Source organism: Veillonella parvula DSM 2008, assembly GCF_000024945.1.
GTDB classification, from domain to species: domain Bacteria; phylum Bacillota; class Negativicutes; order Veillonellales; family Veillonellaceae; genus Veillonella; species Veillonella parvula.
In genome coordinates, this window is sequence record NC_013520.1 from 627883 (window position 1) to 648844 (window position 20962).

At 39.1% G+C, this 20962-nt stretch carries 14 protein-coding genes; all 14 read left to right on the forward strand.

Annotation, left to right across the window (positions count from 1 at the left end; translation table 11 throughout):
• Positions 1 to 6: 6 nt before the first annotated feature.
• The gene (gene serS / locus VPAR_RS02605) at positions 7 to 1287 is read left to right on the forward strand and encodes a serine--tRNA ligase (protein WP_012864052.1); all 1281 of its coding nucleotides are present in this window, start codon (positions 7 to 9) and stop codon (positions 1285 to 1287) included.
• A gap of 13 nt (positions 1288 to 1300) precedes the next feature.
• On the forward strand, positions 1301 to 1945 hold the full coding sequence (fsa, locus tag VPAR_RS02610) for a fructose-6-phosphate aldolase (protein WP_012864053.1): 645 nt from the start codon (positions 1301 to 1303) through the stop codon (positions 1943 to 1945).
• 59 nt (positions 1946 to 2004) lie between these two features.
• The gene (gene glpX, locus VPAR_RS02615; protein ID WP_012864054.1) at positions 2005 to 2967 is read left to right on the forward strand and encodes a class II fructose-bisphosphatase; all 963 of its coding nucleotides are present in this window, start codon (positions 2005 to 2007) and stop codon (positions 2965 to 2967) included.
• 201 nt (positions 2968 to 3168) lie between these two features.
• Positions 3169 to 4434 (forward strand): UDP-N-acetylglucosamine 1-carboxyvinyltransferase, encoded by a 1266-nt coding sequence (murA, locus tag VPAR_RS02620; protein WP_012864055.1) that lies wholly within the window; start codon positions 3169 to 3171, stop codon positions 4432 to 4434.
• Positions 4415 to 5800, forward strand: coding sequence for a rod shape-determining protein (locus VPAR_RS02625; protein WP_012864056.1), 1386 nt, complete (start codon positions 4415 to 4417; stop codon positions 5798 to 5800). Before murA ends, VPAR_RS02625 begins: the two co-directional genes overlap by 20 nt.
• A 227-nt stretch (positions 5801 to 6027) precedes the next feature.
• A complete protein-coding gene (locus VPAR_RS02630) occupies positions 6028 to 7368 on the forward strand; it encodes a phosphodiester glycosidase family protein (protein WP_012864057.1) in 1341 nt (446 codons plus the stop codon).
• A gap of 88 nt (positions 7369 to 7456) precedes the next feature.
• A complete protein-coding gene (locus tag VPAR_RS02635; RefSeq protein ID WP_004695449.1) occupies positions 7457 to 7741 on the forward strand; it encodes a biotin/lipoyl-containing protein in 285 nt (94 codons plus the stop codon).
• Between the two features lie 12 nt (positions 7742 to 7753).
• A complete protein-coding gene (locus tag VPAR_RS02640; RefSeq protein WP_012864058.1) occupies positions 7754 to 9736 on the forward strand; it encodes a SpoIVB peptidase S55 domain-containing protein in 1983 nt (660 codons plus the stop codon).
• 30 nt (positions 9737 to 9766) lie between these two features.
• Positions 9767 to 10528: an MlaE family ABC transporter permease gene (locus VPAR_RS02645; RefSeq protein ID WP_004695453.1), complete on the forward strand. Its 762-nt coding sequence runs from the start codon at positions 9767 to 9769 to the stop codon at positions 10526 to 10528.
• Positions 10529 to 10549: 21 nt separating this feature from the next.
• The gene (locus tag VPAR_RS02650) at positions 10550 to 11308 is read left to right on the forward strand and encodes an ABC transporter ATP-binding protein (RefSeq protein WP_004695454.1); all 759 of its coding nucleotides are present in this window, start codon (positions 10550 to 10552) and stop codon (positions 11306 to 11308) included.
• The gene (locus VPAR_RS02655) at positions 11308 to 12567 is read left to right on the forward strand and encodes an MlaD family protein (RefSeq protein ID WP_012864059.1); all 1260 of its coding nucleotides are present in this window, start codon (positions 11308 to 11310) and stop codon (positions 12565 to 12567) included. The genes VPAR_RS02650 and VPAR_RS02655 overlap by 1 nt, the downstream gene beginning before the upstream one ends.
• 42 nt (positions 12568 to 12609) lie before the next feature.
• Complete coding sequence (locus tag VPAR_RS02660; protein WP_012864060.1) at positions 12610 to 14070, forward strand: TolC family protein; 1461 nt, start codon at positions 12610 to 12612, stop codon at positions 14068 to 14070.
• 178 nt (positions 14071 to 14248) lie between these two features.
• Positions 14249 to 18538: a translocation/assembly module TamB domain-containing protein gene (locus tag VPAR_RS02665; protein WP_012864061.1), complete on the forward strand. Its 4290-nt coding sequence runs from the start codon at positions 14249 to 14251 to the stop codon at positions 18536 to 18538.
• 176 nt (positions 18539 to 18714) lie between these two features.
• Positions 18715 to 20883: a BamA/OMP85 family outer membrane protein gene (locus VPAR_RS02670; protein WP_012864062.1), complete on the forward strand. Its 2169-nt coding sequence runs from the start codon at positions 18715 to 18717 to the stop codon at positions 20881 to 20883.
• The last annotated feature ends 79 nt before the right edge of the window (positions 20884 to 20962 follow it).

Consider the following 20962-nt stretch of genomic DNA (forward strand, 5'->3'; position numbering starts at 1 on the left):
TATAGTATGTTAGATTTAAAATTTGTCCGTGAAAATATTGATTTAGTGCAACAAAATTTAGATAATCGTCATACAAAAGGCGATCTGAAAACCTTTGTATCCGCTTATGATGAACGTCGTCAATTGATCGGTCAAGTAGAAGAATTAAAAGCGCTTCGCAATTCCGTAACAGAAGAAATTAGCAAATTAAAACGCAATAAAGAAAATGCTGATGAAAAAATCGGAGAAATGAAAAAAGTAGGCGATGAGATTGCTGAGCTTGATAACCGTATTCGCGAAGTGGAAACAAAATTGCGTGATGCGGCATTGATGTTGCCAAATATGTGTGATGCATCTGTTCCTGTAGGTGCCGATGAAGATGAAAATGTGGAGCAACGCAAATGGGGCGAACCACGTCAATTTGATTTTGATGTACAAGCTCATTGGGATTTAGGTGAAAACCTCGATATTCTTGATTTCAACCGTGCAGGCAAAATGAGTGGAGCTCGCTTTACTGTGTATAAGGGGTTAGGTGCTCGTTTGGAACGCGCTCTTATCAACTTCATGGTGGATCTTCATGTAGACAAACATGGCTATACTGAAATGATGACTCCATATATGGTAACTCGTGAAACTTTGACGGGCACCGGGCAATTGCCTAAATTTGCTGAAGATATGTATCATGTAGAGGGGACGGAATATTTCTTGATTCCAACTGCTGAGGTTACATTGACTAATTATCACGGTGGCGAAATTTTGAGCGAAGAGGAATTGCCTAAATACTATACTGCATTCACCGCATGTTTCCGTGCTGAAGCGGGTTCCGCGGGGCGTGATACTCGTGGCCTTATTCGCCAACATCAATTTAATAAAGTTGAAATGGTTAAATTAGCTAAACCGGAAGATTCTTTCAAAGAATTAGAAACATTAACGGATAATGCAGAAGAAGTATTACGTTTATTAGAATTACCATTCCGTGTTATCACTCTGTGCACAGGTGATATGGGCTTTGGTTCCGCTAAAACCTATGATGTAGAGGTGTGGATGCCTGCACAAGGCAAGTATAGGGAAATTTCCTCTTGCTCTAATATGACTGATTTCCAAGCTCGTCGTGCTAATATTAAGTTCCGTCGTGGACCTAAAGGAAAACCAGAATTCGTTCATACATTAAATGGATCTGGCCTTGCAGTAGGTCGTACAGTAGCCGCTATCTTGGAAAACTATCAACAAGCTGATGGATCCGTTGTAATTCCAAAAGTTCTCGTGCCATATATGGGTGGCGTTGAAGTGATTTCACCGGCTAAATAAGAGGGGGCATTTTATGAGATTCTTTATTGATACAGCAGAATTTGATGAGATTAAAGAGGCCTATGACTTTGGTTTTATTGATGGTGTAACTACAAATCCATCGCTTATCGTGAAAGCTAAACGCGACTTGAAACAAGTTATTTCTGAAATTGCAAATCTTGTTGATGGACCTGTTAGCGCGGAGGTTATTTCCTCTGATGCTGAAGGCATGGTGGCGGAAGCACATGACCTTGTGAAATTAGGCTCTAACGTGGTTATTAAAGTTCCTATGACTCCAGAAGGCCTTAAAGCCGTTGCTGTTTTGCGCAAAGAAGGCATTAAAACGAATGTGACTTTGATTTTTTCTGCAAACCAAGCCTTATTAGCTGCTCGTGCAGGTGCAAGTTATGTGAGTCCATTTGTGGGGCGCATTGATGATATCAGCATGGATGGCCTTACATTAATTCAAGATATTGCAGATATTTTCGCTATTCATGAAATTGAAACTGAAATTATTGCTGCTAGTGTGAGAACGCCGTTGCATATTATTCAATGTGCTAAGGCAGGTGCTCATATTGCAACTGTTCCATTTAAAGTACTTATGCAAGCTATGAAACATCCATTAACTGATGCAGGACTTGCAAAATTTATGGAAGATTGGAAACAAGCTAATCAATAAGTTAGAGACTCTAGGTAAGAGTCATATCAATACATAGAGGACTTATAAGGAGGCCCATTATGGATCGTACATTATCTTTGGAATTTGCTCGTGTCGTTGAAGCCGCAGCTTTGCGTAGCGGTCGTTTGCTTGGCCGTGGGCAAAAGGATGCAGCCGATGGTCTTGCTGTAGATGCTATGCGTCAAGCGTTTGATTCTGTTCGCATTTCTGGTACGGTAGTTATCGGAGAAGGCGAAATTGATGAAGCTCCTATGCTTTATATCGGAGAACACGTAGGCGCTGGCGGACCAGAAGTAGATATCGCAGTTGATCCTATTGAAGGGACAAACTTGATTGCTAAAGGTCAAAATGGTGCTATTGCAGTTATGGCGATTGCAGAAAAAGGTGGCTTGTTACATGCACCAGATATGTACATGGAGAAACTTTGTGTTGGTCCTCGCGGTGCGGGTGCTATCGATATTACGAAATCTTTGACCGAAAATATCAAAAATGTAGCGACTAAAATGGAACGTAATGTAGATGAAATCACGTTGGTTATGCTTGATCGTGAGCGTCATCAAGGCTTGATGAAAGAAGCTCGTGAAGTAGGGGCTCGCATTATGCTCATCTCTGATGGTGATGTTAATCCAGCTATGGAATGTTGTATCGAAGGTTCTGGGGTACACATGGTTGTAGGTACTGGTGGTGCACCTGAAGGTGTACTAGCGGCTGCAGCCTTGAAATGTGTAGGCGGCGATATGCAAGCTCGCTTAAAGCCAGAAACGGAAGAAGAAATTCGTCGTTGCCATGAAATGGGTATTGCCGATGTAAACCAAGTGCTCACATTAAATGATTTAGTTCGTACTGATGATGTTATCTTTGCGGCTACTGCCATTACACGTGGTAACTTATTAAATCCAATTCAATATTTCCCAGGTGGTGCGCGTACGCATACTATTGTAATGCGGTCTAAAACTGGTACGGTTCGCTTCCTTGATACCGTGCATATGGATCATAAACTTAAAACATTAAAAGCAAAATAAGAAGAAAGTCCTGAAATGTACTCAAAAATTGGACATAAATTTTTGATGTATATTCAGGGCTTTTTTTTCTTTGTATTTTCTCTTATTCTCTTGATGAGATATATCGAAAAATAGTATAATAACATTTAGTATATGACGTTATAAATACAAGGTCTTGTAGCTTATACAAGATGAACGATATAAAGTGTAGGAGGAATTCTGTTGGAAAAGTTAATCATTCAAGGTGGCAATCGATTGGAAGGACGTGTACGTGTTAGTAGTGCTAAAAATGCAGTACTCCCTATTATTGCCGGTACTTTGCTAGCATCAACGTCTAGTAAATTGCTTGAAATTCCAAATTTAGAAGATGTAGGCACGATTTGCCAAGTTATCGAGTCTTTGGGAGTTAAAATCACTCGTAATAATGCAGATGGTGAAATTGTTTTCGATGCTTCTACATTGACTGCTACGGAAGCTCCTTATGAACTTGTACGTAAAATGCGTGCATCCTTCCTTGTCATGGGTCCACTTTTGGCTCGTAAAGGGGAGGCTAAAATCTCAATGCCTGGTGGATGTGCTATCGGTGCACGCCCCATTGATCTTCACTTAAAAGCATTTGAAGCATTAGGTGCAAAAATTGAAATTACTGAAGATTACGTATATGCTCATGCACCGGAAGGACTTAAAGGGACTCAAATTTATTTGGATTTCCCAAGTGTGGGGGCTACAGAGAATGTAATTATGGCTGCTTCTATGGCGAAAGGTAAAACCGTTATCGAAAATGCTGCAGAAGAGCCTGAAATTGTTGATTTAGCTACATTCTTAAATGCTATGGGTGCTAATATTCGCGGAGCTGGTACAAATGTGATTCGTATTGAAGGTGTACCTCAATTACACGGTGCTATTCATACAGTTATTCCTGACCGCATTGAAGCTGGTACATATTTAATCGCAGCTGCTATGGCAGGTGGTGATGTATTCGTAGAAAATGCATTGCCAGAACATCTAAAACCAGTAGTGGCTAAATTAAAGGAAGCTGGTGTAACAGTAGAGGAAGAAATCGACGGCATTCGCGTTATTAGTAGTGGTAAAGGTATTAAAGCTGTCGATATTAAAACATTGCCATACCCTGGATTCCCAACAGATATGCAAGCTCAATTTATGGCTCTTACTACGATTGCGGAAGGCACTAGTACAGTAACAGAAACTGTATTTGAAAATCGTTTTATGCATGTTGCTGAACTTCGTAAAATGGGGGCGCATATTGACATCGACAATCGTCAAGCTATTGTCGAAGGTATGCCAAGCTTACATGGGGCTATAGTGAATGCTACTGACCTGCGTGCTGGAGCGGCGCTTGTATGTGCTGCATTGACTGCGGAAGGTAGAACAGAAGTCGGTCGTTTACATCATATTGACCGAGGTTATGATGATTTTGTAGGTAAATTGCAAAGGTTAGGTGCTGATATTGTTCGGGTTGACGAATAAGAGTACACAGCCAAAACAAAATAAAAAGAAAAGAAGCCGGCGCTCTAAAGGGCCGGCTTTATACAACGAGCAACAGAACTTAGGTGCTGCAAAGGTTGAAAATTCGAAAGTGAGTACTACACGCAAACCATTGAGAAGGACAAAACGTAAGTCTACTAAACTTTCAAATGGCGTGGCAAAGCAAGCTAATCATTTGGCCTCCAATATGCGTGAGACCATGATTAAAGTTACAAAAATGCGCCGTGCTGAACGACGTAGTCGTGAGACTGTAGCGATTGCTAAAACAACACCAGCCATGACATTAAAACGTTTAGTTCGACCTGAGCAAGTTGGGGATTTTATGAGTCGTTTAAATCGATCCTTAAACTTCGATTTGGGAATTGATTTAGGGACTGCAAATATCCTCATTTTTGCGAAGGGTAAAGGCTTGGTATTAGATGAACCTGCGTATATTGCACGAGATGATAAAACTGGTGATATTCTTGCTTTAGGTGAGGCTGCACGTTCTATGGTGGGCCGTACTCCAAAAGGGATTTCCGTCATCCGTCCAGTTCAAGCGGGCGTTATTGCAGATTATGATATGACAGAATTCATGTTGAAGTACTTTATTCGCTCCGTTGTACCTGCTTCTAGATTGATGAAGACGCGTATTATTGTATGTGTTCCGTCGGGCATTACACCAGTTGAAAAACGCGCTATTTTGGAAGCTTTACTCAGAACTGGTGCAAAAAAGACAGTCCTTATTGAAGAACCATTGGCTGCTGCTATGGGGACTGGTCTCAATGATGCTAAGCACGTAGGGGCGATGGTTGTCGATGTTGGCGGTGGCACTACGGATATTGCCGTTCTTTGTGATACGGGTGTAGTTGTAAGTGAATCACTTCGCATCGGTGGAGATTCTTTTAACGAATCTATTATTCGCTATATCCGTCGTAAGAAACGCTTGGTTATTGGTCCGCTAACAGCAGAGAAAATTAAAATTTCTGTAGGGACTGTGGATCGCCGTGCAAAGGAGCGCACGATTGAGGTACGAGGACGAGATTCAAGTTCTGGATTACCAAAGATGGTTGCGGTGAATTCTTTAGAGATTCAACGTGCTCTAGAAGCACAAGTGATGAATGTTTTGGAAGGTGTTAAGTCTATTCTAGAAAAAACTCCACCGGAACTTGTGGCCGCTATCAACGATCATGGTATTATTCTTACTGGTGGTGGCGCGCTCATCGATGGATTAGACCGTGTTATTACACGTTCTATTGGAATCGCGGCATACCTTGTAGAATCTCCAAGATATGCAGTGATTAAAGGTGTTGCAAAGGCATTAGATGAAATGTCACAGCTTCGTGATACATTAGATGAGTTACAATAATATAGTTACAATAATATACCATGATGATGTAAGCTTAAATTGACGAGGTTATGGTCTACAGTTATTCTATTTTATGTATGGAGTATCTTTAGACTGTAACCTCGTTTTTCGTTTATTTTTTGAATTTTTCATCTTTATGCTGTATACTATAGTAAAAGTATATTGCGTAAAATTGATGTAATAATATAAGGCCATTATTATGGTTTGTAGCTATAGAGGAATTAAAGATGAAACGATATCTGTATATGACTTTTGCTGTTTTAGGTCTACTGGGTAGTACCGTTCCTCATGCTGAGGCCGGTAATTTAACAGGGGTGCGCGTATCTAATCATGAAGGTACAAGCCGAATTGTTTTAGATGTATCTGAAATGCCTGTATCTTGGACTCAATCCTATAATGAAGAAACACATGCTCTTACATTGAACTTAGGGGGCACTATAAATGCTTTAACTGGCCCCATATCACAAAATGATAAAAAAACGGGAGTTCTTAAAGGCATTGGCTTACAACCAGTTAATGGGGCCTTACGAGTAACATTAACAGCGAATAAGGATGTACAACATCATGAGTTTGCATTAGAAAAGCCTTCGCGTATAGTAGTGGATTTATTTTCTGGCTATGCGCAACAGACTACAAAAGATGTAAATAAATCTGTAACGTATAGCAAAATTAATAACACCGTAGCTGAAGGGAAAATTCAAGCCTTTGCATTGACCGTAGATAATGATTCACCTATGGTGGTGGCGCATGTTCCAGAAAGTAAACCATTATCTTCTGTTACTCAAGCTCATACAGCTATCATTGGAGCAAAGGTAAAAGGGGGCAGTTTTGAACGACCTTACTCAGTGGCGAGTGATGGAGCCATTGATTTAGAGCGTATTTCTAATCGTGGTACGTTACGATATACGCCTAATAGAGGATACTTTATAGAAGAGAAAAAACCTTTGCTTCAAGCTAAAACAAAGAATGAGAGTTTTGTAATCACCTCCGTTGATACGGTTCGTAAAGAGAATGCCTTGACCCTTTATACGTCAACTTATGGTCCTTCTACAAAGACCAATGAATATGGTTATGAAGTGACTGTAGCTAATGGCAAGGTTATTAGTAAACAAAAGGGAAATTCTAAAATTGGGGAAAACCAATACGTATTGTCTGGTCATGGCGAATCTGGAAATGCTTTACGAAAATTAAAAGTTGGAACACCTATTACGATTCAAAATAGAGAAGAACTTGCTCAAGTTAGTACTACCGGTGGAGCTAGTTTAGAAGTGGGCACTATGGTGATGAAAGGCGGTCGCTATGTAGGAGCTGATGAATCTAATAACAAAGGTCGTAGTTTCATTGGAACCACAAAGGAACATGATTTAGTTGTGCTAACAGTTGATAAATCCGAACTTCAATCTGTAGGTGTGACTCAAAAAGAAGGAGCTCAGTTATTGTCTAAATTAGGTGTTGTTGATGGCGCTGAATTATCAAATCAAGGTAGCATTGATATAGTTATCAATGATGATTATGTACACAAATCTTCTGCACCTATGAGTTATGAGGATATAGTAATTATAAAATAGATTCGTTGCATACAATTTTGTTTGAAATATTACTAATAATTTAGTATACTATAAATACATAACTAATTTTGTAAAAGGAGGGATCGTTATGAAAAGAGTAGTGTTAGCTTTAGCTGCATTAGGCATTTTAAGTGTTAGCTCTGTAATGGCGGCCCCTGTATCATACCAAAGTGTATTAACAGGTAAAGTTGCTTCTACAGTTTCTGTTGGTACTTCTGTAACAGAAGGCCAAACATTGGTGACTGTAGAGACATTGGCTGGTCCTATGGCTGCTGCTAAATCTACTGTAACTGGTACTGTAACGGCGGTTAATGTTACAGTGGGTTCAGACGTTTCTCGTGATCAAATCGTTGTCACTGTAGAAAGTAAATAAAGGAGAGAAGGAATGAAGTTTTCTCATTCTTGGCGTCGGTATAGAAAAGCGATACTGGCGCTTTTCTTCTGTACTTCACTTACAACTGCACAGGCTATTGATTTTATGCCTGTCAATGATGTAACAACAGGTATGGAAGGTATTGCAAAAACTGTAATCGTAGGGGATACTATTTCCACCTTTGATGTAAAGGTATTGGGTGTCATGAAGGATAAGGGACCATCTGGTCATCTTATTTTAGCCAAGTTTTCCGGACCCGTTATGGATCAAACTGGTGGCATTGCGCATGGTATGAGTGGTAGCCCTGTATATATAAATGGTAAACTTGTTGGGGCTGTTGCTTATGGCTGGGGGTTTGCGGATGGTACGATAGGTATGATTACTCCTATTGAGGATATGGTTAAACTATGGAATATACCATATGAGAAAAACTTATCTAAACCTTGGGATGATACACAATTGATTCCTTTAGGTACTCCACTTATGGCGTATGGCTTCGATGCGGCATCAATGGAATACTTTAAATCGAAGTTACCACAATATAAATATGAAACATATGACACCGCAAGTGCTAGTGGTGATGAAATTGCAAAACCTTTAGAAGCTGGTGGCTCGGTAGCGGCTTTGCTAGTTGATGGTGACCTTAAATTGGGCGCTATTGGTACTGTTACTCATGTAGATGGTGAAAAGGTTGTTGCCTTTGGTCATCCATTCTTAAAACATGGTTCTTCTAACTATTTTATGCACAATGCAAGTATCTTTACCGTTGTAAAAAGCTATAATGCTGCCTTTAAGCTTGGCTCTATGGGTAAAGAGATTGGTTCTGTTACTGAAGATAGAGGTGCCGGTATTGCAGGTGTATCAGGCGTGATTTCTCCTGGTATTCCATTGCGATTCCATTTAAAAGATCTTGATATGGGACGTGATAGAACTAGCTCTGTAAAGGTTATTGAAGATGGTGAAATGACACCAACTTTAGCAGCTACAGCCTTATATAATATGTTGAATAAAACATTGGATCGTAGTGGCTCTGGTACGGCTACAATTTCTTATACTATTACGCCAAAAGGGAAAGAACATAAGCCATTAACGCGAACAAATATGTTCTATAGCTCTGATTCCATTAGCGAAAAAGCAGTTGATGAATTTTATAATGTCATTGATGTTCTTATGAACAATCGATTCATCAACTATGAAATTTCGGATATTTCGGTTGAAACAAACGTAACGCAAGATAAGAAAACAGCCAAGCTTATAGATGCTTCTGCTTCGTCTACTGTAGTTTCTCCTGGGGATACTATTGTAGTAGATGTAACATTAGAACCGTTCCGCGGCGAAAAGGTTATTAAACAAATCTTCTTTAAGGTTCCAGAAGATCAAGCTATTGGTAAATATACCTTAGAGGTACGTGGCGGTGGCGAGATTCCATTGCCATACGTATTGGAAAAACAAAAGTATAATTTAACAGACGAAATTTTACGCCGTTTGAAAGTTCATAAAGATTTTGATGAGCTTTATGATGAAATTCAAAAGACAGATACAAATAATCAAATCGTTGTAGAATTTTTGGAAGATGGCATCAGCTTAGTTGATGAAGATGGCTCTCAATCTGTTAAAAAGGCTAAGCTTAAAGATGTGGAATCAAAACCTATGCCAGGGGATGTAAAGAAAAAAACAGGTCAAGAAGATTTGAGTTCTAGTAAGGATGATGAAAAGAAACCTGAAAAGACTGCTGTTGATACTGAGTACATTGTGCAAGGTGATGGTCAATTTACGATTCATGTAATGAAGCCCGCTGATCGGGATAAAGAATTAGCAAAACGTGTCAAAGAAGCGAAACATCAGATTAAGATGGAACGCAAGTTAGAATTGGAAGATCAATCTAAAAAAGGTAAAACGGATAAAGCTGAGTCTAAAAAGGACCCTAAAAAAGAGTCGAAAGAAACTAATAAAAAAGATGAGGCTAATGCTGGTGAAACAAATACACCTGAATAAGTTGAAACTGTAAGGGAAAGGGAGACACTGTTGAGTTGGCTAGAATCGATAGGTCGAGTCGTCATAAACGGCCTATCACAGATGGGTAGTGCTACATTATTAGTGTGGCAAACAATAAAACAATTAAAAATGATTAATTTGTGGCATGTATTTCAGCAGATGGCTCACCTAGGGGTAGACTCCTTGCCTATTATTAGCTTAACCTTGCTCTTTGCTGGGGCCGTTATGACCTTACAGATTACAGATGTACTCATTACCTATGGTGCTCAAAGTACAGTAGGTGGCCTTATGGCTGTAGCTATGGGCCGCGAATTGGGTCCTATCTTAGTTGGTGTAGTATTAGCCGGCCGTGTTGGCGCAGCTATCACGGCTGAAATTGGTACAATGAAGGTAACAGAACAAATTGATGCCCTACGTGTTATGGCTGTCGATCCTGTTGGTTACCTCGTGGTACCGCGTGTAGTAGCGTGTATGATTATGGTGCCAATTTTGGCATTTTATGGTGTTGTTATCGGTATTGCCGGTGGTTACTTTGTAGCCACTGTTATCAAGGGGTTGGCGCCTAGTACATATTTAGACTCTATTCAAATGTTTTCTACCATTTCGGACTTCACTTTAGGACTTATAAAGTCTAGTGTGTTTGGTGCTGTCATTGCATTGGTAGGTGCTTATAAGGGCATGGAAACTAAAATGGGCGCAGAAGCTGTGGGTTTCTCCACTACTAGTTCTGTAGTAACTAGTATTATTCTAGTATTTGTATTAAATTACTTTTTATCTACATTGTTATTTTAGTAGATATTTTTAGAGGGATTTATGATTGAGCTACGCAATGTTGTAGTTGCCTATGAGTCACGTGTGATTTTAGACTCTGTTAATCTCACTATTAATGATGGGGAGACATTAGTTATATTAGGCGGCAGTGGTAGTGGTAAAAGTACACTGCTTCGCTTATTAATAGGTTTACAACGTCCTACATCAGGGCAGATTATCGTAGATGGCACAGATATAACTACATTATCTGAAGATGAATTTAATACAGTACGAAGAAAAATGGGGATGGTATTCCAATATTCAGCTTTGTTTGATTCTATGTCGGTAGGTGAGAACGTAGCTTTTGGTTTGCGTCAACATACGAAGTTAAAGGATGACGAAATCAAACGCATTGTGGCAGAAAGACTTGATTGGGTTGGTTTAAAGGGATATGAGTCATATATGCCTAATGAGTTATCTGGTGGTATGAAAAAGCGGGTTAGCTTAGCTCGTGCTATAGCACTAGATCCGAGTTTAATTCTTTATGATGAACCTTCATCAGGGTTAGATCCTATTACATCAGGTACGATTAGTATGCTAATTAAGGGGATGCAGAATCGGCTCGGTTGTACTTCTATCGTGGTAACACATGATATGCAGTCAGCATTTTATGTTGCTGACCGCATAGCTTTACTCGATCAGGGGCATTTTGTAGAAATTTCTGATACAATAGAATTTAAGAATTCTACAAATAAGAAGGTACAACAATTTATTCATGGTGAAGCAGAGCCGATTAACGAATCTGCGATGGGAGATATATAATGAAGTGGACGACGGAGGCCAAGGTAGGGGCTTTTACAATAATAGGTATAGTTCTATTTATTGCAGGCATACTATTTGTAGGCCGTATCGATATTTGGGCTAAACCGCAAATGACAATTACAGGTGATTTCACTCAAGTAAATGGCCTAAAAAATGGGAATCAGGTTAAATTTTCCGGCGTGGCCATCGGGACTGTTTCTGATATTGAAATTACACCGCGTGGCGTTGTGGTTAAGATGAAGCTTGATGAAAAAACGCAGATTCCAAGTGACTCGATGTTTTCCTTGGGGTCAGATGGTTTTTTAGGTGATAAATTTATTCAAATTTCACCAGGACAGTCTAAAGTATATTTACAGGATGGTGACTCCGTTAAAGGTGAAGGCGTTGATGCTGTGGATAAGGCCATGCAGAGTGCGCAAAAGTTAATGGATGGCACTGAGAAGATGCTACAGTCTATCAATAGTATTATTGGTGATCCTGCAACTCAAAGTGCACTTAAATATTCCTTGCAATCTACAGCGGTGATGGCTGATAATGCGGTAGCTATTACACAAAATATGGCGGATGTAACGGCTCAACTAAATCAAGCAGCACAGCAATTTAATGCTGATGGTAATGCAGGTAATGATATGCGTGCTATTTTAACTAATTTAAAACAAACTACTGATCGTGTAGATAATATGGCTCGTACCATGGAATCGACTGTAACAGATCCTAAGGCACAAGAAAATATTAAAGAGACTTTACATAATACGGCACAGATTTCAGCTCGCATCAATAAACTGATGGGCGGAAAGGCGTACCAAACGGATGTAAATGGAAATAGTGTAGAGGTTGGTATGACTGAAAAAAAGTCATTTACCAAGATTGAACCATCTGTAGATTTGTTGTATAACACAACGGATAATGAATTCCGTGTCAATGGTAGAGTACGTGCCTTTAACAATAAAGGAATGGCTGAAATTGGCCTTTCTAATATGGGTGATGATACTACTTTTGATCTGAATGCAGGTCGATTTATTAGTTCTAAATGGTTGGTGCGTGGTGGTATTTTTGAAAGTGAATTGGGTCTCGGGGTGGATTATAACCTCCGTGGTCCTGTGTCCTTATCAGCCGCGCTATATGACCTTAATCATCGTAAATATCGTATTCGTAGTGATATACGTTTGCATAAAGATACCTATGGCGTTATTCAAATGACCAGACCGTTCAGTTCTACGAATGGAGGTACCTATTTCGGTATTAAACAAGTATTCTAATGACTAACACATTTACTCTATATGAGTATGGAGGTACATATTATGAATAAAAAGGTTCTTTCCTTAGGTGTAATGCTTTCTTTAGTTACTACTGGTGCATTCGCGGCTGATGTAGTAACTACATCCGTTAACAACGGAGACCAATTAAGCAAATATCAAAAAGAAGCTATTCAATTAACACAAAAGCAATTAGCAGAAAAATCTGTTTTAGACAGTAAAACCTATGAACGTACATTAGCTTTAAACGAAGCCCGTACGGTTGATTTAGCATTAGCTAATAATCGTACAGCTAAGCAAACTAAATGGGGTTATGAAGCTGCTAAATCTGCAGTAAGCCAAGTAGCAGCTGGTAAGAATCCAAGTGTTAGTTATGGTTGGAGTGCTCAAAAAACGGGCGGTGACACAGGTAGTGGCAAATCTGGAAGTCATAACTTCTCCATTAGTGCGCCTGTATTCAATCCACAACTTGATGCGAGCATTGATTCTGCACGTTATACTCGTGAAGGTACTGGTGCTAGCTATGAAGAGGCTTTACAACAAGCAAAATATGATGCTCTTAACGGTTATTATACATTGATTATGAGCCGCAATATGGTAGATGTAGCACAACAAGCTGTTAAAGATTATCAAGGTCATGTAACCAATGTAGAGGCACAGTATAATGTTGGTTTAGTGGCGAGCTCCGACGTATTGGCAGCTAAAACAAATCTTGATGATTCTCAAACATCTCTTGTAAAAGCGCAAAATGCTGCAAATTTAGCAGAGGCGAACTTAAATCAAGTTATTGCATACCCTGCACAAACAGCTATTACTACAGCAGAGCGTGATTTACAATATAAACCATATAATGTAACCTTGGAGCAAGCGAAAGCATATGCTATGCTTCATCGTTCCGCTCTTGTTAAATCAGCTCTTGATGTAAAATCTGCAGAAGAAGCTGTAAAATCTGCTAAGGCCGGTTATTTGCCTACGGTTGCTGTAAAAGCTGGTCGTGGCTATGGTGATCCAGATGGTTACTTTGGTACAAGCACAAAGTCCTGGAGTGTTGGCGCTAGTGCTACTTGGAACTTATGGGATGGTGGTGCAACACAAAATGCTATTAAAAAAGCAAATGCACAACTTGAACAAGCAAAAGAAGCTAACTTGGCAACTGTTGATGCTGTATTGTTAGCTGTACAAAAAGCATACTTGAATTTACGAGCTGCTGAACAAACAATTCAAAGTACACAAACTGCAGTCGCACAAGGTCAAGAAAGTTTCCGTATTGCTACGCTTCGTTACCGTGCAGGTGTTGGTACGAACCTTGATGTACTTGATGCAGAAACTAAGTTGACAACAGCTCGTAATAACTATGTAGAAGCTCTTTACAATTACAATATTAGCATTGCGGCTCTTGAACAATTAACAGGCGTTCCATTGTCTACATCTGTAGGTCAAGGTGCTGAAGTTATCGCTAATAGTGGTGCTGTTGAACAATTGTCAAAACTAGGCGGCAATCAATAATATGATCTTTAAAAAGACGACTTTGGTCGTCTTTTTTCTTGTAATGAACATTATAGACAATGAGTGTTCCTGATAGGTTTTATAAAATTCACTCTGAAAATACTATAGTTATTACTGTGTCTGTGGTAAGATTAGTATATATATTTATATTATTCATAATGTGTATGGGAGTATCATTATGACCCGTAAAAAGTGGCTCCTTATCGGTGCAGCGATTTTAGGTTTGTCTGGTATTGTTGGTGCCAGCATTAATCCTATGGCTCAAACTTACATTGCACCTATGGTTAAAGAACAAGTAAATAATGTCATAAACGGTTCTATAGACTATGATTCTCTCCGAATTAATTGGAATGGTGATGTTGTTCTAACAGATGTGATTATCAAAGATAGAGATGGACATTTAGTTGGAACTGCTCAAGAGGTAGCTGTAGGAGTTAAATTATCTTCTTTACCGAAGATTATTGGTGGCAACACATCAGGGGCTACGGCTATTTCTAGTGTAATCGTCGAGACGCCAGATTTTCATATATGGCAACTAGCTGATGGGTCGTGGAGTATAACTAAGTTAGTAAAACCATCCGATCCAAATAAGTCGGGTACTTTTGATGGCTCTGTAACTATTAATGATGGTCGTGTAGCTCTACGTACTAAAGATGGAATAAAGAGAAATGTAGAAAATCTTGATGGGACTATGGCGCTTAATATGAGTGGAATGTCTAAAGGCGCCTTTACTGCGGATGTAGATGGTTCCGCAATTACCATGAATGGCAAAATTGATATGAACAATGTATCTAATTTTGATCTCTTTGTACAAGCTAACGAAATTGATACAGCTGGTATTATGCGTTTTGTTCCACTTCGTAAGGAGTTATCTGTAACGAGTGGTAAATTACAAGATATACATTTAAATCTTAAAAGTGAAGATGGCAAATATATCATGAGTGGTAATGTAGGCTTTAAAGGCTTAACCGGCACTTATAAACGGGGTAATACAATTTATAATATTACCGATGGTACGGGTCGCATTATGCTTAATAATGATCAAATCGTTATTAGTCGTAGTTCTTGGAGAGTAAATGATCAAGTAGCAAAGATCAATGGATTAGTTACACTGGGTAAAGATGAAGAATATTTAAATCTTAATGTTGTAGCCGATAAAGTAGCTTTAGAAGCGATAACAGATGTCGGTGTTACTGGCATTGTAGGTGGGCGTGCACATATTGGTGGTACGACAGTAGCCCCTCGTGTAGATGCAACGATTGCTAGTGATGGTATTTCTTATAAAGGTTACTATATTGATCGTTTACAAGGGAATATCGTATATGATAACGGTTTAGTTCGTACTGATGATGCGCACTTGTCTATAGGTGAAGGTAGCGCAAAGATTAAGGGTCAATATGTAGCTGATACAGGGGATTTTGATGCTATTATAAATACTCAAGATTTACCTTTAGGCACTTTCACAAAAGATATGACCACACCGATTACAGGTAATATCGATGGTGAGATTCGTATTTTAGGAAAAAATAATCAAGTTACAGATGCCGTAGGCGCTGTTGAAGGTCGCCAAATAGGTATTCACGGCGTTGTGGTTGATACTGTAAAAGCTAACTTTATGCATGCTGATAATCGTACAAACATAACCGTTGTAGGTACTATGGGGGATGGGACGCTTAGCGGGTATGGCTATATCCAGAATGGTAACGTAGATGCCACTATTTCAGGTAATGCATTGCCGTTGACCGCATTAAGTCCTATTATTGGTCAAGAGGTTGATGGCACCTTGAATACCTCTTTTGCGATACAAGGTACATTGGATAATCCAAATGTAACGGGCACTGTATGGGGTCAAGAGGTACATTATAAAGGGGCTCGATTCAATAATATCCATGGTGATATTAAGCTAGATAACCATATTCTCACTATTACCAATGGACATATTGGTGATGGCGATGGGGGCTATGATGTTAATGGTTGGTATAATCTTGATACGGATGCGTTAGATTTAAATGCTAGGGCTCGGACTGCTCGTATTGAAAATGTGATTCGTACTGTTACAGATGTTCCTATTACGGGTTGGTTTGAAACGGACAATCATATTACAGGAACGGCTGCAAATCCGATTGTAGAAGGTCGTGCTCATTTGTGGGATGGTTCTGCTTATGGAAAACTCGTGACTAATGCATTTGTAAAATATAACTATCAGAATAATACATTAGAGCTTTATAGATTTGATATTGCAGGTTATGGTGCAACTATCACAGGTGGAGGTACAGTATCTAAAGAAGCAATTAATGTTGATTTTGAAGGTAAAAATATTGATATGGGCAGATTGCTCATTAATACGGGTTACAAAGTTGATGGGTTGCTATCTGGTCGAGGGCAAATTACTGGATCTATGGATAACCCTCAATTCAATGGCTATATTTCATCTGATGCCTTATCAGTTAATGGAGAATTATTGAACGATATTCATGGTCGTGTTTATGCAGATAAATCGGTTGTAAATGTACAAGATTTCACCTTTGCTGAAGCCGATGGTGGTCGCTATGCTGTTAAAGGTGGTATGAAGTTTGATGACAGTAGACAACTATTTGGTGTATTAGATGTTACTAATGGTAGCGTAAAGAATTTACTAAACTTGCTAGACCGGTCCAACGAACATATTGATGGTAAATTAAATGGTTCTGTTGAAATTGGAGGTACACGCGACAATCCAAGTGTTAATGTAACAGGCAAGATTAATGATGTAAGTATTGATGAAAAGATTGTTGGTGATGCAACTATCAATGCAAGTTTTGCTAATCGTAAATTCAAAGTTACAACTCTGAAACTACCTGTTGGTGAAGGTCTTATTGCAATAGGCGGTACGATGGATCTTGATGGTCAAGCAGATTTACAGGTTGCATTAAAGGATGTTGATATAGTACCGTTCTTGCCACTTATGGGTAAGGATATTCAAGCTACTGGTTGGGTGACTGGTGTTGTGAATATTACTGGAGAAACTAAGAATCCTAAAGTAGAATTATCCAGTGCTATAGAGTCGGGGTCCTTTAATGGTGTTGGCATTGATGAAGGTTTTGTATTGGCTACAATGCAAGATCAAGTTATTCAGATTCAACGAATTCAAGGTGCCAAAAGTGGGTATAAGCTAAGTGTCTATGGTAAGATTCCATTAGCGGCAATCTTTACATCTGGGTATATTCCAGCAAATGATAGCAAATCTATGGATGTAACTATTGATTTTAACGAAGCAGATATGGCTGTTATCCCTCTTCTTACAACTAGTGTTAAGGAGGCAACAGGTCCGTTAAAAGGCACGGTTCACATTACAGGCACTATTGATCAGCCTGAAGCATATGGTACTGTATCGGTACGTAATGGTACGATGAAATTGGCAAGTGTAGAAAATCAAATTACTGGTATTGATGGTGACTTAATTTTCTCTGGTCAACAAGGTGATTTTCAATCCCGTATTAATATGGGCAAAGGCTCAGCTGGTTTGGCTGCTAAAGTAAATTGGTCTGGACATACTCTTACTAATTATAAGGCGGCAGTTCAGCTAGAAGACTTAGAGGTTCGCAGTGAATATGTAAGAGGACCGTTGAATGGTGAACTTTATATTGCTGACCGAGATGGATTGCCGACCCTTATTGGTACTTTAAATCTTGAAAAGATTCAATTCAAAATTCCTCTTTCCTTACAATCTAGTGAAAGTACCAAAGATATGGGGGTGGATGTTACTGTTCATGCCGGTAAAGGAGTACGCTTATATGATCGCACCTTATACAACATGTTTATCAGTGGCGATGTTCATTTTGGTGGATCCTTACAAAATCCAACTGCTAGTGGTCAATTCGATGTTAGAAATGGCACGTTTAAGTATTTGAGCCATGTATTTAATATTACAAAAGGGAATGCCCATTTCGTAGGTGGCTCTTATTTACCAAACTTACAATTAGAGGCTGAAACAAATGTAAGTAATTACACTATTATGCTTGGCGTAAAAGGGACAGTGGATCATATGGACTTATCATTGTCCTCTAATCCTACATTGTCTAGAAAGCAAATCATTTCCATGTTGACCTTCGGCCGCGGTGCAGATTCAAATAGTAGTACTTTGACAAATGAAGATGTGAATGCTGTGGCTACAGCAGGGCTTCAAATGTTTGCTTTTGGCTATGTACAAGATGCATTACAAAATACACTTGGGTTAGACCGCATCAATATTACAACAGGGTCAATTGATCCCGATGAGCCAACCAATAGGGATACGGCAAGTAATTATAATATTGAAATCGGTAAATATGTATTACCGAGAGTCATGTTGACTTATTCTCAAGGTATTAATAACAAACAAAATAAATATGGTATAGAATATTCTGTTAAACGAAACCTTAAGTTCACGGGATGGCATACATCAAAAGGGAACAATTATATAGGTGGTCGTTGGACACGTAGCTTTTAAGAGTATGGCTAGAATGTGTAAACCCCTTAGGTATGCACATTCTAGTCATATTAATTTCATAAAATTTGTTTAATATAGTACTCATTCCAAGCAATTTATGCTATAATGATAAAGATTTATTAGTCTTTATAAATAAGATGTAAACTCTTTATGGGGATGAGTTCTAGGAGGAATTTATGTTTAAACCAAAAGCTTATAAAAGTATGCTTGCAGCGTCCGTGTTGACCGCTGTCATGGGGACAGGCAGTGTATTTGCTGCTGAGGTACAAGCTGGCTATACTCCAGATTTAAATAGCACAACGACGACTAATGCTGCTACAGCAAATGATGCAGCTACTACACAAGCTGTTTATAATGCTGATGCAACTACTACAACTATACAAGATGAAACTGATGCAGCTATCTTAGCTGCTCGTGGTGATACGACTATATCTAGTGACGGCACTGTAGTAAAAGGTTCTGATGGAACTGTTACAGTCAATAATGCTGCTTTAAAAACTGATGATAAACAAGTAAAAATGGTATCTAAAACTACTGGTGGTACTGATCTTGATAAGGCTGCTGAAAATGGCCAAACTCAAGCTGTTACAACAGTAGAAGCACAATATGTCACATCTGCTAGTGCAGAATCTGTTAATCCTTACGTAGGTAAATTGATTACCGGTTTATCTATATCTGGCGTTACAGCTGAACAGCAAGCAAATTTGTTGCCAATTTTAACTGAAAAAGTTGGCGATGCCGTATCTGTTGATGGCGTATTTAAAGATGTAACTAATCTTGGTAATACTGGGTACTTCTCTGAAGTAAATCCTGTATTTACTTCCGTGCCTGAAGGCGTAAAATTGGACTTTGCCGTAACCGTAAATCCAGTTACTACTGGCGTTTCCTTTGAAGGTAATACTGTATATTCCTCCGAAGTATTGACTAAGTTCATGGATATTCAACCAGGTCAAGTTCTTAACTCTGTATCTGTAGGGCAAAAAGTCCAAGGTATTAATGCTGCATATGCTCGTGATGGCTATATGTTAGCACACGTTGATGGTGTCCGTGTAGATGACCAAGGCGTACTTCATATACACATTGTTGAAGGTATCGTAGAAGATATCATTCCAGCAGGTAACAAGAAAACTCGCAATAAAGTTATTACTCGTGAATTTGTTCAAAAGAAAGGAAAACCTTTTAATAAATTCTTGGTACGTCGTTCTGTAGAACGCGTATATAACTTAGGTTTCTTTGATGACGTAAACGTTCGTATGTTGCCAGGTGAACAAGATCCAAATAATGTAATTATTGAAATCGATGTATTGGAACATAAGACTGGTACCATCACATTAGGTGCTGGTTACTCTAAATCTGATGGGTTGATGGGTATTGTTGAATTCGGTGAAGATAACTTCCGTGGTACTGGCGATAAATTTAAAGTTCACTGGGAAATCGGTGGTAAGAAAAAATATAAGAACTACCAAATCTCCTACTTGAAACCTTGGATCGATAGCAAAGGTACATCCCTTGGCTTCTCCTTCTTCAACCGCGAAGATGAATACACAGATTACAATGAAGATGGTAATGAAGTAGCAGAATACAATAAGAAATCTCGTGGTTTCAATATTTCCTTCGGTCGTCAAACTGGGGAATATACTCGTGATTACTTGACATTAGAATCTCGTAAAGATTCTTATAAATGGGATGATGATGATAGTTCTGGCTTCCGTTATGATAAAAATGCGGGTAAAGGTACAAACTGGGATAATGGTTCCTATAACTTCGCATCTGACAACTATGTAAAAAATAACTTCGGTCGCATTAACTCCGTAACATGGCAAAAAGTATACGATTCTCGTGATAATATCTATGAACCAACTCGTGGTCGTCGTATTTCTTATACTACACAATGGGCTGGTCATGGCTTGGGCGGTGACTTCGACTTCTACAAATTCACAGCTGAAACTCGTATGTACAAGAAATTGGGCGCTAAGAATGTATTGGCATTCCGTGCACGTGCTGGTTTCATCCAAGGTGATGCTCCTTATAGCCAATTGTTCACATTGGGCGGTGCTGATTCCTTACGTGGTTATGAAGATGATCAATTCCGTGGTAAGAAGATGTACAATGCTACATTGGAATTCCGTTTCCCAATTGTTAAGAAAGTTAGCGGTGTGTTATTCGGTGATATTGGTGATGCATGGGATGCACCAAATGTTACATGGTATAACAGCAAAAAATCCTTTAACTATGGCGTTGGTGCTGGTGTTCGTATTACGACCCCAATTGGTCCTGTTAAACTTGACTATGGTGTGGGTAAACACAAAAATAAATTCCACTTCAGCTTCGGTACACAATTCTAATATAGTAAATGTATATGGTGAAGGCCTCTTTTTAAAGAGGCTTTCACCAATATCTCTATATGGCATCCTTTGATGCAGT

Bases quoted from the DNA above. Each gene is read 5' to 3' on its own strand.
- VPAR_RS02665 (WP_012864061.1), top strand. From the start codon at position 14,249: ATGACCCGTAAAAAGTGGCTCCTTATCGGTGCAGCGATTTTAGGTTTG.
- VPAR_RS02650 (WP_004695454.1), top strand. From the start codon at position 10,550: ATGATTGAGCTACGCAATGTTGTAGTTGCCTATGAGTCACGTGTGATT.
- glpX (WP_012864054.1), top strand. From the start codon at position 2,005: ATGGATCGTACATTATCTTTGGAATTTGCTCGTGTCGTTGAAGCCGCA.
- VPAR_RS02670 (WP_012864062.1), top strand. From the start codon at position 18,715: ATGTTTAAACCAAAAGCTTATAAAAGTATGCTTGCAGCGTCCGTGTTG.
- VPAR_RS02655 (WP_012864059.1), top strand. From the start codon at position 11,308: ATGAAGTGGACGACGGAGGCCAAGGTAGGGGCTTTTACAATAATAGGT.
- serS (WP_012864052.1), top strand. From the start codon at position 7: ATGTTAGATTTAAAATTTGTCCGTGAAAATATTGATTTAGTGCAACAA.
- fsa (WP_012864053.1), top strand. From the start codon at position 1,301: ATGAGATTCTTTATTGATACAGCAGAATTTGATGAGATTAAAGAGGCC.
- VPAR_RS02635 (WP_004695449.1), top strand. From the start codon at position 7,457: ATGAAAAGAGTAGTGTTAGCTTTAGCTGCATTAGGCATTTTAAGTGTT.
- VPAR_RS02660 (WP_012864060.1), top strand. From the start codon at position 12,610: ATGAATAAAAAGGTTCTTTCCTTAGGTGTAATGCTTTCTTTAGTTACT.
- VPAR_RS02630 (WP_012864057.1), top strand. From the start codon at position 6,028: ATGAAACGATATCTGTATATGACTTTTGCTGTTTTAGGTCTACTGGGT.
- VPAR_RS02640 (WP_012864058.1), top strand. From the start codon at position 7,754: ATGAAGTTTTCTCATTCTTGGCGTCGGTATAGAAAAGCGATACTGGCG.